Annotated in this window: 13 protein-coding genes and 1 pseudogene; 8 read left to right on the top strand and 6 right to left on the bottom strand. The window is 62.8% G+C overall.

Going from position 1 to position 16816, the window contains the following annotated elements:
- Positions 1-230: 230 nt before the first annotated feature.
- The 5 genes from D4754_RS16960 to D4754_RS16940 form a co-directional block, all read right to left on the bottom strand.
- Positions 231-1916, bottom strand: a complete 1686-nt coding sequence (locus tag D4754_RS16960) for a glycine/sarcosine N-methyltransferase (protein ID WP_121065992.1) — start codon at positions 1914-1916, stop codon at positions 231-233.
- Positions 1917-2508: 592 nt separating this feature from the next.
- Positions 2509-3210, bottom strand: a complete 702-nt coding sequence (locus D4754_RS16955; RefSeq protein WP_121065989.1) for an RES family NAD+ phosphorylase — start codon at positions 3208-3210, stop codon at positions 2509-2511.
- The gene (locus D4754_RS16950) at positions 3207-3596 is read right to left on the bottom strand and encodes an MbcA/ParS/Xre antitoxin family protein (RefSeq protein ID WP_121065985.1); all 390 of its coding nucleotides are present in this window, start codon (positions 3594-3596) and stop codon (positions 3207-3209) included. Before D4754_RS16950 ends, D4754_RS16955 begins: the two co-directional genes overlap by 4 nt.
- A gap of 439 nt (positions 3597-4035) precedes the next feature.
- Positions 4036-5682 carry a sulfatase-like hydrolase/transferase gene (locus D4754_RS16945; protein ID WP_121065982.1) on the bottom strand — a complete coding sequence of 549 codons (1647 nt, stop codon included), beginning with the start codon at positions 5680-5682 and terminating at the stop codon, positions 4036-4038.
- Complete coding sequence (locus tag D4754_RS16940) at positions 5679-6203, bottom strand: MarR family winged helix-turn-helix transcriptional regulator (protein ID WP_163025953.1); 525 nt, start codon at positions 6201-6203, stop codon at positions 5679-5681. The genes D4754_RS16945 and D4754_RS16940 overlap by 4 nt, the downstream gene beginning before the upstream one ends.
- A 142-nt stretch (positions 6204-6345) precedes the next feature.
- Here D4754_RS16940 and D4754_RS16935 point away from each other — a divergent pair, with 142 nt between their 5' ends.
- From D4754_RS16935 to D4754_RS16915, 4 genes are all read left to right on the top strand, one after another.
- The gene (locus tag D4754_RS16935; protein ID WP_163025952.1) at positions 6346-7401 is read left to right on the top strand and encodes a TAXI family TRAP transporter solute-binding subunit; all 1056 of its coding nucleotides are present in this window, start codon (positions 6346-6348) and stop codon (positions 7399-7401) included.
- A gap of 68 nt (positions 7402-7469) precedes the next feature.
- Entirely contained in the window at positions 7470-9773 is a 2304-nt protein-coding gene (locus tag D4754_RS16930; protein ID WP_240453922.1) for a TRAP transporter permease, read from the top strand.
- A gap of 603 nt (positions 9774-10376) precedes the next feature.
- On the top strand, positions 10377-11558 hold the full coding sequence (locus D4754_RS16920; RefSeq protein ID WP_121065976.1) for a TIGR03862 family flavoprotein: 1182 nt from the start codon (positions 10377-10379) through the stop codon (positions 11556-11558).
- Positions 11559-11703: 145 nt separating this feature from the next.
- Entirely contained in the window at positions 11704-12126 is a 423-nt protein-coding gene (locus D4754_RS16915) for a LysR substrate-binding domain-containing protein (protein ID WP_121065974.1), read from the top strand.
- A gap of 47 nt (positions 12127-12173) precedes the next feature.
- Here D4754_RS16915 and D4754_RS16910 read toward each other — a convergent pair whose 3' ends face one another.
- Positions 12174-13082 (bottom strand): LysR family transcriptional regulator, encoded by a 909-nt coding sequence (locus tag D4754_RS16910; protein WP_121065971.1) that lies wholly within the window; start codon positions 13080-13082, stop codon positions 12174-12176.
- A gap of 125 nt (positions 13083-13207) precedes the next feature.
- Here D4754_RS16910 and D4754_RS16905 point away from each other — a divergent pair, with 125 nt between their 5' ends.
- The 4 genes and pseudogenes from D4754_RS16905 to D4754_RS16895 all read left to right on the top strand — a co-directional run bounded on the left by D4754_RS16905 (position 13208) and on the right by D4754_RS16895 (position 16399).
- Positions 13208-14062, top strand: coding sequence for an alpha/beta fold hydrolase (locus tag D4754_RS16905; RefSeq protein WP_121065968.1), 855 nt, complete (start codon positions 13208-13210; stop codon positions 14060-14062).
- A 44-nt stretch (positions 14063-14106) separates the two neighbouring features.
- Positions 14107-14283 (top strand): hypothetical protein, encoded by a 177-nt coding sequence (locus D4754_RS24065; RefSeq protein ID WP_163025951.1) that lies wholly within the window; start codon positions 14107-14109, stop codon positions 14281-14283.
- Between the two features lie 55 nt (positions 14284-14338).
- A pseudogene (locus tag D4754_RS16900) lies at positions 14339-15370 on the top strand (transposase); the annotation flags it as partial.
- 510 nt (positions 15371-15880) lie between these two features.
- Positions 15881-16399, top strand: coding sequence for a DUF6790 family protein (locus tag D4754_RS16895; RefSeq protein ID WP_121065965.1), 519 nt, complete (start codon positions 15881-15883; stop codon positions 16397-16399).
- Positions 16400-16816 lie beyond the last annotated feature (417 nt).

Genomic DNA, 16816 nt, shown 5'->3' with positions numbered 1-16816 from the left:
CGAACCGGGACTGGCAAGATGTCAGGACCTGTGCGGTGCCATTCAGAACACCGCGGAAACTGGCGGCTGGTAGCGGTTCGGGGAGGGCGCGGACACGCAAGAACAGGCGCGCCGACCGGGTCAACCCCGGCCGGCGCGCCTGCAGATCATGTCCTGACCGCGTCGGATCGGCTCCCGACCGGCCGGGAAGCGCCGCGGACCGGGCAGCCGGTACCGCGGCGCGCGTAACCTCAGGCCGGTTTGCGGAAATGCTGGATTCCATAGGCCAGGTGCCCGGCATCGGCGGCCTTCACCCAGTTTTCAAGCCCGGTCGCCATCTTGTCGAGATAGGCGGCCGAAACACCCGCATCGCGCAGCCGGTCGTAATTGGCCAGCAGCTCCTCGCGCACGCGGTCGTAATGCGTGCGCAGGTCGGCCACCGCGTCTTCCTGCTCCAGCGTCTCGAACCCCAGCGCCTCGGCAGTGCGGCGGTAGAAGCCCGGGCTGCCCAGGCTGTTGAGTTGCAGCCGGTCATAGACGGGTTGCAGCATGCCGCTTTCGACATCGTCGGCCTGCATCGGATCCGTGAAGATCAGGTGACCGCCCGGCTTCAGCAGGCGCCATGCCTCGGCCAGCACCTTGTCGCGTTCGTCGGAATGAAGGAACGCATCCTGGCTCCAGACCACGTCGGCGCTTCCCTCCGCTTCGGGGACGTCCTCGAACACGCCGTGGCGCACATCGATCTGACCCGTCAACCGGGCGCCGCGGATCTTGCCCAGATTGTATTCGTTCTGCGTCTCGGACAGGTTCAGGCACACGGCCCGCGCGCCGGTCTTGCGGACGAGCGTGCGCATCGCGCCACCATAGCCTGCGCCAAGGTCGATCACACGCGACTCCGCCGTCAGGCGGGGCAGGCGCTCGATCATCCGGTCGATGGACAGGTCCGATGCCGTGCGGATGTCGGATGTGTCTCCATAGCGGCCGATATGCAGATCCTCGCCGCCCCAGATGGTGGAATAGAACGTGTCGGCGTCGTCGCTGTCGTAGTAATCCTCCGTGATGTCGCGGATATCCTGGCGGCCGTCCTCGCCGACATTGCCCCAGCGAACGAGATGCAGCGACGATTTCTCGGCGACGTGGATGAAGAAGTCGGGATCGTCCTCGGCATAGGTGTCCTGGAAGTCGCCATAGGTGCGCACGCGTTCGAACCCGGCCTCGCTCAGCAGGCGCCGCATGTAGTTCTTCCGGATCGGGCAGAGGTTCAGCGTGTAGTCCGAGCCGTCGGCAAAGCTGTACTTCATCCGCACCAGCCCGTCGTCGATATGGTCGGGCTCGGCACTGACCTGGTCGCCGCAATAGTAGTACTTGTGCTTCGACGTGAAGCCGTGATCCAGCATCGCGTCGTAGTTCCGCTGGTCGAGGATCAGCAAACCGTCATGTTTCAGAGCTGCATAGAACTCTGCAAGCGCGCGGCGGCGGTCGGTTTCCTCGTAGAGGTGGGTAAAGGAGTTCCCGAGGCAGACGATGGCGTCGTACTTGCCGGCGATGTCGCGGTTGAGCCAGCGCCAGTCGGCCTGCGCGGTCTTCAGGATCAGCCCGCGCTTGCGGCCGTTCTCGAAGGCCTTCGCAACCATCGTGGCCGAGCCGTCGCACGCGGTGACGTCGAAGCCTTCTTCCGTCAGGCGGACGGAATGGAACCCGGTGCCGCAGGCCACGTCGAGCACGCGTTCCTTGCCCCGGGCGCGCAGGATGTCGATGAAGAACTGGCCTTCGCCGTCGGCCCTGCCGCGCCAGTCGATCAGCTCGTCCCACTTGTCGACGAAGGTCTTGACGTATTCATTGCGGTAATGGTCCGTCCGACGGTCGGCCAGCGGGTCCTCACTGTAGACCTGATCGGTCATCGTCAGTTCGGCATTCTGCGCACTGTTGTCGCTCATGAGCGTTCTCCCGTTTGTGTTTGACAAGGCCGAACGATCGCGTGAATGCGTGTCGTTGCCATCACGGTGGACAGCTGTCCCGTGACCTCATCGCAGTTTTCGATTTGTGCAGCTTGTCGGGCAGACGTCGTGGGCACGCGGAAACACCACCTGAGCCCGATAGCTTTAGGGGCGTTCGCCAACCTCGCGCGGCGCGTCGGCCTCGCCCTCTTTGATATTGGCGCATTGGTACAGGAGGCGAATGCGACACTTCAAGTCCCTTGACCGACCTTTTCACCAGAGCTTCACATAGCGACGACCATCGCAGGCCCGCTGCGGTGCAACGAACGCCTTGCCAGCAAGGCTTAAGCCCCCGCGTGTTCGAACAAGAAGAAACCTGCCTGCCGCACACCGGAAAACGGTCGATTTCCGCCGCGGCCCGTCCATGCGGTCGACGAATGGCGGCTTGCGGCGATCCCGGAAATGGTTGCGCACTCAACCTTGGCGCCCATGGATGCCGACGTTGGGGGCGCACCATCTACCGCGTGCGGATTGGCCGGATCCCCGTGCGGGTGAGCGCAGACAGGGCTATCCGGATGGTTCGTATTTCGGCTCAGGCGATAGCAAATACCGAATAATGTGGTGTCCCGTCCCAAACGAGATCCCACGACGCCCCCGGGCGGACGTTCTGGATGGCGCGCGGCTCGAAACACACCAGACAACTTCCCCCGGGTGCCGGGGCCCGAACCGAGGGGTAGATCAAACCTCTCGATCCCGTCCGGCGAAGATGCTGGGCGAAGCTCTGACCTTCGGGATATCCGACATCCGGATCTGCATGCAGCGCGGGATGGCCCGGTTCATCCGTGATGTCGTCGAAAACCCCGATGAAATCGGCCAGCAATTCCACGTAACGGGCGCGGTCCTCGAAACAGCCCGTGAAGCCGAGCTCCCGGGTTCGGTGCCAGGCCACCTCGCTCACGGAAATCATGACGTCCCATGCGCAGTACCAGGCGCCCCGTTCCTCGGTATTGAAGCGGTTTCCCCCCGTTCGGGTATAGGTGAAGGCAGCATTGACGTGACTGTCGCCGTAAATGCGCAGATCGCGGTTGCGGCGCTGCCACGCAAGCTCCCGTGGATCCAGATGCGGGTTGCGGCCGCGCTCGGCCACAAGGCGGCCGCTTGTCAGGCCTTCGACCTCCGCAAGGATCTCCGACTCTTCATCATTGTCCACGAGGCCGCGCAGCGCAGGCGGTTTGTGGTAGGTGGCGGGCAGGAGGCGAACAAGGCCGCGATCGGAAATCTCGGTCTGCTTCATGCCCCGCCACGCAGGGCGTCAAGATAGGTCCGAATGGCGAGGATCTGGGGCAAGCCACCCTCGATCGCCGTTTCGACAGGACGGTGACCTCCGAACAAGGGCCCCGCGTTTGGCCGGGTGAACCACGTTCTTGCAAGAGGATCGGAGAAATAGAGTTCCAGCGACTTGTAGATGCCGATCACCGCACTCAGACGCAGGAGTTGATCCTTGGTCAGTTCTCCTGCGAAACCCGGCTTTCTGGCACGCTTCCATGTGCTTTCGGACATGTCGGCAAGGCCAGCCGCTTCCTTCAGGCTGAGCGCCCAGGATTCGGCAATGCGCCCATAGGCTTTGAGCGCAACGGCGTTGACATGCGCGGGTTCGCGGGTCTTGGCAGCGACTTGCATTGAGGGTCTCCTTAGTGCCTAAGGTAGTCCATATGGCTCAAAAGTAAAGGCCATATGGACGATCCGCGCGGAGGGCTGAATTGACAGATGAAAATGCCGGCGCTACGGGCAAGGGTGCGAAAATGGGCATGACGAGCGTATTGCACAGCTGAGGTTCCGCGATGGCCACCATCCGGACATCCACGTGGTCGTGCCTGGCTCGCGCCGTTTCGCAAGCCAAGCTTTGATGACACCGTGCAGCATAGTGCGGCATCCCGAGATCCGCAGTCCGGGACGGAGGTGGCATTCCTTCGATTGGCTCCAACACGCGCGATCGATCCGTCGGAAAGACCATTCGCCGGACCCACGAAATTCAAACGGACGAGCGGTGTGGAAGGGTTGGCAAGACGGCAACCGGCCTGGGCAACCACGTGGCGTCCGATCCGCGTCGACGGATCGACTAACCCCGCCCAACTGGCGTCAGACTGTCAAAAGCAACGCCGGTTGCGTCCCGATACTCATCCTCATCCCAGAAGCCGATCAGGATCCCGCCTTCTGCGGCCTTCTTCTGTCGTGCCAGCACCATCGGGGTTGCCGTGATGCGTGTATGATGGCGGGTCGCCCAGTCGAGCAGGGCGCTTTCCATCCGCGCACGGACGCGACGGTGATCTTCGTCCTCCGATGCGCCCAGATCGGTCAGTTCATGGGGATCGGCTTCCAGATCGAAAAGAACCGGCCGGAATCCTTCGCACCGGATGTATTTCCACCGGCCGTCGAAGATCATCGTGGTATGTGCGTCTTCCTGTGGCTGGTCCAGCAGGCGCGCCATGTCGGACCAGTGATAGTCATGCTGGCTGATGACGTAGCGGCGCGAAAACCCGTCCGTGCCGTGCAGGATCGGCGTAAGGTCGCGGCCTTCAATGACATGCGGCTTGGCGGTGCAGCCAAGCGCGTTCATGAAGGTCGGCGCAAGGTCGATCATTTCGACCAGCGCGTCCGAGACAAGCCCGCGCGTCGCCCCGGCCTCGGGACGCGGATCAGCGATGATGAGCGGGACCTTGACCGCCATCTCGTGGTAGAAATCCTTGTCGCCCATCCAGTGATCGCCCATGTAATCGCCGTGGTCGGACGTGAACGCGATGATGGTGTTGTCGCTGAGCCCGCTGTCCTCCATCCAGGCGAAAAGGCGGCCGAGATTGTCGTCGAGTTGCTTGATGAGGCCCATATAGGCCGGGATCACGTGCTCGCGGACTTCGTCGCGCGCGAAGCTCTGGCAGACGCGGGCCTTCAGGTAGGCCTGCATCAACGGGTGGTCGGTCTCGTGTTCCGTCTTGGACCGGATCGGGGCCACGATGTGCCGTTCGTCATACATGTCGTGATAGGGGGCCGGGACGATATAGGGCCAGTGCGGCTTGATGTAGCTCAGGTGGCACATCCAGGGCCGGCCATCCGCCTGGGCGTCCTGCATGAAGGCGATCGCCCGGTCGGTCATGTAGGCGGTTTCCGAATGTTCCTCGGGCACGTTCGCGGGCAGGCGGGAATTTTTCAGCAACCACGCCGACAGCAATTCGCCATCGTCGCCGACACCGGAATTGGCGAAATCTTCCCATGGGTTGTCCGAAGCATAGCCATGCGAGACGAGATAGTCGTCATAGGCGGACCAGTTCTGGCGGTGGCTGTCGGGGTGCAGGCCATCGTCTCGATCAAATGGCTCGAAGCCGCATTCCGACACGCGCACGCCGATCTCGCTTTGCGGATCGATGCCTAGCCAGGCCATGCCCTCGGCGTCAGCGGTCATGTGGGTCTTGCCCACCAGCACGGCGCGCGCGCCGACCTCGCGCAGGTGGTCGCCCAGCGTCGGCTCCCCCACGCGTAGGGGCATGCCGTTCCAGGTCGAGCCGTGGCTGCGCACGTAGCGCCCGGTATAGGCCGACATCCGCGACGGACCGCAGACGGGCGACTGGACATAGGCGTTGGTGAACCTGACACCACGGGCGGCCAGCGCGTCGATATGGGGCGTGTGCAGGTGCGGGTGACCGTAGCAGCTGAGGTAATCGAACCGAAGCTGGTCGGCCATGATCCATAAAACGTTGGGGCGTTTGGTCATTTCGCGGCGTCCTTCCCGGCAATATCGTCCGTAACAAGTTGCTCGACCGGAATACGCAGGAATTGTTCCAACCGGTCGAGATACCCGGCGAAGTCGCGGATTTCCTCTTCCGTGAAGACGTCCCTCAGGGCGGCGCGGCGGTGTGCCATGACAGGGGCGGCCCGGTCGTAGGCGGCACGCCCCTTTGGCGTGATCTGGACGATGGTCTGCCGCGCGTCACGGCTGCTGCGCTGCATTGCGACGAAGCCCTTTTCGCGCATGTCCGGCAAGGCGCGGCTGAGCAGGGAATGATCCGCCCGCTGGATCGCCGCAAGATCGCGGATGGTCATCGGCCCCGCTTCGACAAGATCCCACAGAGTCCGCCATTCGACGACCGAAAGACCCCCGGCAAGATCGAGGAACTTGCGGCTCTGGGTCCGCGACGCGGCATAGACGGCGGGCAGGCGTGCAAAGATGTTCAGGCCCTCGCGCTCCATTCGGGCGCGCACCTGATCGGCGTCGATGGTCACCTGTTCGGTCATGGCCTGTCCTCCCGTTTCCCGGAACATGGAGAAAAAGTTTTTGCGTGACAAGTCATATATATTCTGCAAGCTTTCGTCTCGGGCCCAGGGAAACCGGGCCTGCGTGCCTTTGGAGGAGGGCGCAGTTTCAAGGGAGGACACCATGATCAAGACCGTGATAGCCGGGGCAGCGCTTGCAATCGCGCCCCTGGCGGCGACTGCCCAAGTGACCCTGACGGCGGAAACCACCACGCCGGGTTCGACCCCGCATTACATCGACACCACTCTGGCCGCGATCCTTGACAGCGCGGGTGTTGCGACGCTTCAGATCACCGAAGGCGCGACGCTGACCAATTCGGTTCAGGCCGTCGCCGAGGGCCAGCTCGACATGGCGCCCGCACCGCTGATCCTGCCGTTCCTGTTGTCGCGGGGCATTGGCCCCTACAGCGGCGTCGGCGCCGAGGAAGGCGCGAGACTGGCTGAAAACCTGCGGGTGATCTTCTGGAATTCAGGGGCCGCGCAGATCTTCGCGTACTACAACAACAATCCTGTCGAGGACATCCGCGCACTGGACGGTCTGCGGATCTGGAACGGCCCGCCGCGCGGCGCCGCGCTGACCTCGGGCCGGTCCATGGTGCAGCTTTTGTCGGGGCTCAAGGACGGCGAGGGCTATGAAGGAATCCAGACCCCCTGGCCCGATACCGTATCGACCATCACAGGCGGCGGCGCCGATGCCTGGACCGCGCCCGAGGGTCTGCCATCGGGGCGCCAGATCGCCATCGCGGCAGCGGGCGGGATCACGATGCACGATGTGCCATCCGATCTTCTGGTCAGCACGCTGGGCCAGCAGATCGTCGCGGCCCCCGGCCACGCGCCCTATTCGCTACCGGTCGAGGATTTCCGCAATGCTTATGCCGGCAACGACATCACCGTCGTGACCGACGACGAGACCTTCGACTCCTTCGCGACGGCCTTCGGGCAGATCGTCAATGCGTCGATGGACGAGGATCTGGCCTACCGGATCACCAAGGCCTACCTGGACGGGGAAAGCCGGTTCATCGAGGGGTCGCCGCGCGGTCCGTTCTCGCGGCTCAGTTTCGGGGATATTGACGGCGTTACCCAAGGCGCCTGCGGGGCGGTGGAGATCAAGATGCACGCCGGCGCGATCCGCGCCTTCGAAGAGGCCGGCCATACGGTCGCCGATTGCCTGCGTCCGTAACGCCCGAACCAGCCTGAACAACCAGGAGGGGCCGGTTGAGCGGCCTCTCCCTTGGAGACATGTGCGCAATGACATCTGGGACACCCGTCATCTTGCCGCTTGGCCGGCGCATCGCGATGCTTCTGGCGCTGGTGCTGGTCTTCGTCGGAATGGCCAACACCATGCCGGAAATCCCCGGCCTGCAGGACTGGGCCCGGAATGTCACCGGGCAGCCCTTCTTCCGGGTGTCGAATTTCCCGCCCGAGTACTTCTATCCCCCTGTCTTTCTGCTGATGATGGTGATCGTGGCACTGGATGCCAGCGTCTACCGGGCGTGGAAGCTGGACAAGCCGCACCTGGCCTGGTTCGGACTTGTACTGGATGTCGGCCTGGTTCTGGCGGCCTTTCTTGCCGCCTTCGGCTTTCTGGTCGAGATCGATTCCATCTGCCTGATCGACCAGATCACCGGCGAGCGTGCGCGCCTGATGCAGGACGCGGCCGAGCGTTCGGCGGGTGTCATCCCAGGCATCTCGTTCGAGGCCGAGGTCCCCGCCTGCCAGGCGCGCTTCGGGATCTGGATCCTGCCGCTTTTGTTCACGATCATCACGCTGTTCTTCCTGTACAACATCCGCATCTGGGGCCTGCCGCTTGTGGCGGTGGCCAGCATAGTCGTGACTTACACCGTCGGCACGGCGCTGATCTGGGTGTTCGATCTGTCCGACAACAACTTCCTGCTGACAAAGCTGGGCGCCGAGGGCGGCGATCCGACCGCCGCGGCGATCCAGAAGGCGACGAATGTCTTCGTGACGCCCGATGGCTTCATGGGCCGGTTCATGGACATCGTCGTGAACCAGGTCTTTCCCTACGTGGTGCTTGGCGCGCTCTTCGGCACTTCGGCGGGCGGCACATCGCTGATCAAGCTGGCGGTGCGGGCCACGCGCAACCTGCGCGGCGGGCCTGCGCATGCGGCCATCGTGTCCTCTGCCATGTTCGGCACCATCACCGGCGGGCCGGTGACCAACGTGCTGTCCACCGGGCGGCTGACGATCCCGATGATGCGGCGCAACGGGTTTTCGCCCCAGTTCGCGGGCGGGGTCGAGGCAGCGGCCTCGTCGGGGGGCCAGATCATGCCGCCGGTCATGGGGGTCGCGGCCTTCGTTCTCGTCGCGCTGACGGCGGTGCCCTACACCAAGGTCATCACGGCGGCCTTCCTGCCCGCCATGTTCTTCTTCTTCTCGATCTTCCTGGCCGTGATGTTCCAGGCCCGGCGCGAGAAGGTCGAGGCCATGCGCGAGGTCCCCGAAGACCTGATCATGGTTCGGCAGGACTGGTACAACCTGATCATCATCATCGTGCCGATCCTGACGATCCTGTTCCTGCTTCTGGGCAACAAGGACGGCATCGACGGCGGGCTGATCGCATTTGTCCTGCCCGACGGGGTGGTCCGCACGATCACAAATTCGACCGGCGACGCGGTGTCGGCCGGGTGGTGGGCGGTCGCGGTGCTGATCCCGCTGTTGTTGTTGGATCCCGAAACCCGGGCGAAGCCGTCGAAGATCCTCGTCTCTCTGGCCGATGGCGGTCTGCTGATCTCGCGGCTTTTCCTGCTGCTGTTCGCGGTGTCGATCATCTCGGCCTTCCTGAACGAAAGCGGGCTGACCGGGGAACTGACGCGCGCCGTGACCTCGTGGCTGGAAAGGGCGCAGGTGCTGCGGATCTTCGGCTATCAGGTGCAGATCGTCGGCGGGGTCTACCTGATGCTGGCGCTCACCTGCGCCATGCTCTGCGCGATCCTGCTGGGCATGGGGATGCCGACGGTCCCGGCCTATGTGAACGTGGCACTACTGCTGGGGCCGCTGCTGGCGAACCTTGGCGTCAGCTTCTTTACCGCGCATATGTTCGTCTTCTACTTCGCGGTTGCCTCGGCGATCACGCCGCCGGTCGCGGTGGCCGCCTTCGCCGCCGCGTCGATCACCGGCGCCGAACCGATGCGCACCGGCATCGCCGCCGTGCGGGTGGGCATCGTCATGTTCACGATCCCCTTCATCTTCGCCTGGTACCCCGAGCTTCTGCTGATCCCCGAGGCAGTGACCATCACCGACGACTCGGGCGCGAAGGCGCTGATCGAAGGTTACAGCGGCGAGGTTGAACTGACAGCCCTTGGGCTTCTGTCACTACGGCTGATCCTTGCGCTGTACCTCGTGGCCTCGGCCCTGGCGCGGTATGATCGGGGCCCGATGCGCGCCTGGGAAATCGTCTGCAGGCTGATCCTTGCGGTTCTCATCATGTGGAAGACCGATCCCGTCATGTGGGTCGGCATCGTCGCCGGGCTGTCGCTGATCGGTCTGCACGTCGTCCTGTCCCGGAGACAGGACGAACCCGCCACGGTCTGAATGCGCCTTCCGCCTTGAAGTGGAGCCTGGCCCGATACGCGAAATGGGCCCCGGTGGGCCGGTCATCGGTTCGAAGGTCAACGGCACGATCCTGAACCCTTTCGCCGACTGGCCGACCGATTTCCGGGGACAACAGGCCTGAGCCCGATACCCGCGATGCATTCGAAACCGACGACGGCGCGATCATTGAAAACGTGAACGAGGTTTGGCAACCGGACACTGCGTCAGATCTCCCGCAGTTGAGCTTGATGGGCTGGGGCGGGCATCGGTGGTACGGGGTACCCTGCAACAGTGTCGTTCCGCCTGGGTCATCCATGTCGGATCAGCAAACAATCCGGCCCGAAAAGATCAAGTGGACCACGTTTTTTCCGAGATGGAAACCGAACCCGCACGGGTGTCTGGCACCTTGCCACCCGGGGAAGAACCTTGCCAGCCCGGGGAAGGGCGGGCAGGGCCTGTTCCACCTCTGTCAAAATGGCGTGGACTTCCTTATGGCAGATCCGGTGGAACAGCACCGCCGGCACGTCCGGCGGGATCGGACCCGGGCAAAGCGGACAGGCGGGATCCTCTTCCATGGGGTGACGACAGGACAGCGGAACGGCGATGGCAACGGCATTGGTCATAGGCGGCGGCCCGGCAGGGCTGATGGCGGCAGAGGTCCTCTGCGAGGCAGGGTTGTCGGTCACCGTGGCGGACCAGATGCCGACCATGGGGCGCAAGCTCCTGATGGCCGGGAAATCAGGGCTGAACCTGACGAAGGCAGAGGCGTTCGAGACCTTCCTGCAGGCCTATGAGGACGCAGCCCTGCAGCTGCGCCCCGCGCTTGAGGCGTTCGGGCCGGAGGCGGTGCAGGACTGGGCGCGCGGGTTGGGCGAGACGCTCTTCACCGGATCCACGGGCCGGGTCTTTCCGGTGGGGATGAAGGCCTCTCCGCTGCTGCGCGCGTGGCTGGGCCGGCTCTCCGGGCAGGGTGCCGTGCTGCATACCCGCTGGCGGTGGGACGGGTTTACCACGACCGGATCCCGCTTTGCCACGCCGGACGGCCGGCGGGAGATCACGCCGGATGTCACCGTGCTGGCCCTTGGCGGGGCCAGCTGGCCACGGCTGGGCTCCGACGGGGCCTGGGCCGAGGCGCTGGCGCCGGTGACGCCCTTCGCGCCCTCCAATTGCGGCTTCCGGCATGCATGGTCCGCCCACATGGAACCGCATTTCGGCGCACCGGTGAAGGCCGTGGCCCTGCGCGCCGCCCACCGAGAAACCCAACAAGAAACCCGCGGCGAGTTCGTCCTCACCCGTGACGGGATCGAGGGCGGGGCGGTCTACACCCTTTCCCGCGCCCTGCGCGGGGGCGCGGCGCTGAGCCTGGATCTTGCGCCCGACCTTGAGGCGCCCGACATCGCCGCCCGGCTGGCCGCGGGGCGCAGGGGGGAAAGCCTGTCCAACCGGCTGCGCAAGGCGCTGAAGCTGGACCCGGTGAAGCGCGCGCTGCTGAACGAACTGGCCCGCCCGCTGCCCACGGATCCCGAAAGCCTGGCCGCACGGGTCAAGGCCCTCCCGCTGCCCCTGGCGGGACCGATGGACATGGCCCGGGCGATCTCCACCGCCGGAGGGATGCCCTTCGACCGCCTGACGCCGGACCTCATGCTGCGCGACCGCCCCGGCACCTATCTGGCCGGAGAGATGATCGACTGGGAGGCCCCCACGGGCGGCTACCTGCTGACGGCCTGCCTCGCCACCGGCCGCTGGGCAGGGCGCGCCGCGGCCACCCGGGTTCAACCGGCATAGGGGGGCGGCCTTCTCCGCCGCCAAGCCCCGCGGCTGGGCCTCACACCGGCCGGTTGCGGGCTCAGGCCGGCCGGTTGCGGGCTCAGGCCCGTCTCCGTCACCACGCCAAGCGCCTTCTCGAGCTGGCGGTCAGAGCGTCAATCCGATGCTGAGCGTTTTCACGTCCGTACAGGTCGTCCGGGGCGAGACGCGCATGCCGGTCTCCCAGTTGCTGTCGCTCACGCCTGGCGCCCAGGATATCGCCCGTCTGCCCCTGCTTCACCATGACTATCATCAGGGTTGGGACAAATGGGCAAAGATGGCTGGTCTGCCGACCGAGGAGATCACGCACCGGAAAAAGATCAAGTTTTCGGAAAGCGCGACCTTACAGAAAGCCGCAGTTGATCGGCAGGGCGTCGCCCTGGCACGCCAATTGTTGGTCGCCAAAGACATCGAGGCGGGCAGGCTGGTCCGCCTTGACGACGTCCTGAACCCGCTGGACAGCGGCATGTATTTTGTTTGCCGCGAAGGTGATCAGAACTGCAAGGAGCTAAAAATTTTCAAAAAATGGGTGATGTCTATTCGATGAACTCCACATCAATATGATCCGGCGGATGAACTATGGTGGCAACGATGTTATCGGATGGGCCGAGCAGTGGCGGCTTTCAAAAGGTCATTCAGAGCCGACGACAGGAAGTCGGCAACACGGCGGATGCGGGCGTTGCTACGCACCTCTTCGCTCATGACCAGCCAAACTGGCAGGGCGCCGAAGTCGATTCCCGCGTCGACCTGCTCGAGATCGCTCTGGCGTTCCGCCAGTATGACCTGCGCAATTCCGATACCAGCGCCTGACAGGAGGAGGTTCCAGGTAAGCATGGCATCGTCGGTCCGCATGGAAAACTCCTCGCGCGCAAGGGCTATATCGTAAGTCGCGAAGCCTCTGATCAGCAAGTCGCTGCGATCGAAACCTATGAGATCGTGGTTCTTCAAATCGTCTTTCGCGGCGATACGACCACGCCGATCAAAGTAGGCACGGGTCGCAAAAAGACCCATTGGTGAGTCTCCGAGCTTGCGGGCAATGAGGGCGTTCTGTGTCGGATCAGCCATCCGGATCGCAATATCCGCGTCGCGGCGCAGCAGGTTCTGGTTGGCATCCGAGGCAACGATCTCGATCTGGATGCTCGGCTCTGCCTGGCGCAGAGCAGCGAGAATGGGAGGTAGCATGAGGTTGGCGACGATAACGGAAGCGGTAATCCTGACGGTGCCAAAAAGGTGCTGCTGTCGCCCCCGCGCCTTGAGGTTCAGCGCCTCCGCTGCAGCGCCCATGGTGCGTGCGTCGTGGACCAGTCCCAGCGCTGCCGCTGTCGGGTCCAGCCCCTGAGCGGAACGGGTGAACAGAATGACGCCAAGTGCGGTTTCGAGCTCGCGGATGTGGCGGCTCAATGTCGGCTGGGTCGCTCCCATGCTCTTGGCAGCTGCCGAAAGCGAGCCGCCTTCCACGACGGCGAGGAATGACCGCAGCAACGTCCAGTCGAGGGTATTCATTTTTGGAACGAGGCTATCCTCATTTGGCCAATTATTATTCGAAAATACGTCAGCTACCTTGAGAGGGTCAACAACGCAGACAGCGGCAAGGCCGCCGGAAGCAAGCAAGAGAGAAAGCCAGTCCCATGCGTATTCCCAGCACCCAGACCCAGTTCATTTCAGCCGACGGCGGCCGTATTGCTTTCGAGGACACAGGCGGCAACGGTCCCGCCATCCTTGCCATCCCCGGCATGGGCGACCTGAGGTCTGAATACCGGTTCATCCGCCCAGCTCTGCAGCAGGCCGGCTACCGCGTCATCACCATGGACGCTCGCGGGTTCGGCGAGACCTCGGCGCGGTGGAGCGACTTCTCCGCCCGCGCCGTCGGACGGGATGCCGTTGCCGTGCTCAAGCAACTCGGCGCTGGTCCTGCGACGATCCTCGGCAATTCCTTCGCTGCCGGTTCGGCTGTCTGGGCGGCGCAGGACGCGCCGGAGCACGTTCGAGGCGTGGTGCTGCTCGGGCCGATCGTGCGCGATCTGCACGCGTCCCTCGTGCAGAAGCTCTCCCTCAAGATCGGTTTCGCCGGTCCCTGGCGCGTCGGCTTCTGGACCATGTATTGGGACAGCCTGTTCCCCAGCAGGAAACCCGCGGATCACGCCGAGGTTAAAGCCGCAATCACCCGGAACCTGCGCGAGCCAGGTCGCATGGATGCGCTGCGGGCAATGCTTGCGCTGTCCAAGGCCGATACGGCAGCCATTCTGGACAAAACCGTTGTGCCTGCACTGATCGTGATGGGCACCAAGGATCCGGACTTCAAGAATGCCGTCGAAGAGACGCGCATGCTGGCCGGCAAGCTCCATGCAGAAACCATGATCGTAGACGGCGCGGGGCACTACCCGCATACCGAGATGGCCGATCTGGTCGCCCCGCGGATCATCGCCTTCATCGAGGGGCTTATGGGTTCAGACCAACCGGCGCATTGGCCCGGCCCATTCTAGGCGTCATTATCAGGGCATTCTGGAAACGCTATATGCAAGATGGCATGACCAATGTCGTGCGCATTATCGAAAAGGCAGAAAGTCAAAGAGGCATTTTACAGAAGTTACGTTCGGGGCCTTGGCAACCCGAATTTACTTCCTTCGGACGAAGGATCTCTTCGACGGCGGTCGCTGGCCTAGCTCTTTCCGAACAGCGACAGATCAATAACCACCGTTTATAGAACGGTTCACCAGACCTGAAATTGGTGCACTTGCAGCGAAGGTCGGCTGCCTGGTCTTCTGCGGCAGGTGTTTGAGACAACCGTTGAACGTTGCCTTAAAGAGGATCTGGTGTCGGGCGAAGGCTTCGCGGTAGATGCGAGCCTGATCTCGGCTGATGCCAACAAGATCCGGTCTATCGCAGCGGAAGATTGGAGCCCCGAGGCCGCGCGAGAAGCTGGGAATAGAGCGGCGCGGGAATACCTGGAGACATTGGATGACGCCGCTTTTGGCGCGGCGTCGCCTGTGCAGCCCAAGTTCGTCGCCAAGTCTGATCCGGCCGCACAATGGACCCGAGCCGAGGAAAGCCGACCCTATTTTGCCTATGCCACCAACTACCTGATCGACACCAAGAGTTCCGTGATCATGGACGTTGAGGCGACGCGGGCCATCCGCCAGGCCGAAGTCGGAGCTGCACGCACGATGTTGGACAGAACCGAAAAACGCTTTGGCATCAAGCCGGATTGGCTCGCCGCCGACACAGCCTACGGCAATGCCGAGAACCTGGGCTGGCTGGTCGAGAAGCGCAGCATCATTCCCTTCATTCCGGTGATCGACAAATCTGTGCGGACAGATGGCACATTCTCCCGCTCGGACTTCGAATGGGATGATAAGAATGGTCAGTATATCTGCCCTGAAGGCCATGCCCTCAAACAGTTCAGACGCAACTATTCCGATCCGAACCGGGGTCAGGATACTGGTGGGCGAAAGAAATACCGCTGCTTGAAGGCTATCTGCCAAGCCTGCCCATCCAAGGAGATCTGCTGCCCTAAAGCCGATGCCCGATATGTCACGCGTGAACCCCATGAAGAGGCGCGCGAGTTCGCCAGAGAGTGCCGCAAGACCAAGGCCTACAAGGTGTCGCGCGACAAGCGGAAGAAGGTCGAGATGCTCTTCGCGCACCTCAAGCGCATCCTTGGTCTGACACGGCTGCGGCTCCGTGGACCAAACGGCGCCAAGGACGAATTCCTGCTCGCCGCCATCGCCCAGAACCTACGAAAACTCGCGAAGCTACGCCCGCGAAGTATCAAACAGGAGGCCGCAGCATGAGCTGAATGGCAAGATTACCGCCTAGAGGCGGGTCGACGGGCAATCGCCCGAACGCAATTGCATTGCTCCGCGGCGGCGAGCCTCAAAAGCGACGATTTCGGACGACTTTTTCAACAACATCGGCGGAAAGCCGACCTTCGCTGCACTCCACACAGATGACCGCTGTGCGCAGGAAGCTGTCGTTCGCTGCGCTATGTGCGAAGGTTCGAGGCGAGCAGTATAGCTGACCTTGAGGCACGCCGTGCCTGCCGTTTGGACGTGATAGTGGCGGTCGATACATGATTGGATTTAAGCCGAACGGGATAGCAAGACTGCCAATCGCAAAGTCGACTTGACTAGGAACAACGGCACTGGACGTCTAGGGTAAGCAGGTTCGCGCTCGAATGATCTAAGTCGCTATTTGCCTGAAACCGCACAGACACACCGTCAGAGAATTGCTCTACCTTCGCGTTGCCACAAACCCAGCGCACGTGCTTTCATGGGCGATAGATTCTTACTGGAGGTCCGGCTTTGGGCGCGGCAATCGGCTTTGTACTTTCCAACTTCACAGCGGTCCTGTTCGTTGTGGGCCTTGTCGCCGCTTGGATTTCCCTTGGGTTGCGCGGCACACCAAGATCGAAACAAGACGTGTACGATGCGCTTCTGGCGTGGTTCCTGTTCTTCTCGATCGGCGTTTCGTACATCTACAACTTCGTCATGCATGTCTTCTTCGGCAAATTCACGGCGTCGTTCATCGGATGGGCCGACAGCCCTTTCCAGGCCGAGGTAGGCTATGCCAGCCTCGGGTTTGCGGCCGTGGGGTTTCTGGCCTTCCGCAGCGGCTGGACGGTGCGCCTCGCCGCAGTCCTCGGGCCGTCGTTCTTCCTGTGGGGTGCGGCTGTCGGGCACGCCATCGACATGGTCAAGTCGCATAACTTTGCCCCCGGCAACGCCGGAACGATTTTCTGGTCAGACATATTGTTGCCGGTAGTAGGCTTTGCGCTGCTCTGGCTGACCAGAGATCAGAAGCGCCCGAATTCGACCACCTGACGTAAACACGCAGAGCCCTTTGGACCATTCAGCTTTGAAAAGATTTGCATTTTCGAAGTGTCTTCAGATTTTTCTCAGGTAATTGATACGATTTTCGGTACATGCCGGTTTTGACGGCTTATCGAAGCGACGGCCCAACGCTGCAACGCAAGCAACGTCGGTTGATGAACGGGGGCGGGGTTCTCAATTAGCCCCTAAAACCAGCCAATGTTCTCATGAGGTGCTACGGCAAACAGGGCAACCGATTCATAGCGATCAACGCGACCGCGCTTCGCGCCCTAATCTTCGCCCTTAGCATGCGTAATTGGGCTGACCCTGCACTGAGGTCGAGCTCCCGATAGGATCACAGGAAATCTGTGAGCAAGGGAGACTTCGAATGGAACATTATGTTGGCTTGGATGTGTCGCTGCGGTCCTG

This window comes from Chachezhania antarctica (genome assembly GCF_003646465.1).
Lineage (GTDB): Bacteria > Pseudomonadota > Alphaproteobacteria > Rhodobacterales > Rhodobacteraceae > Chachezhania > Chachezhania antarctica.
The sequence above is the reverse complement of the archived record's forward strand: the minus strand, read 5'-3'. Positions and strand labels throughout refer to the sequence as shown.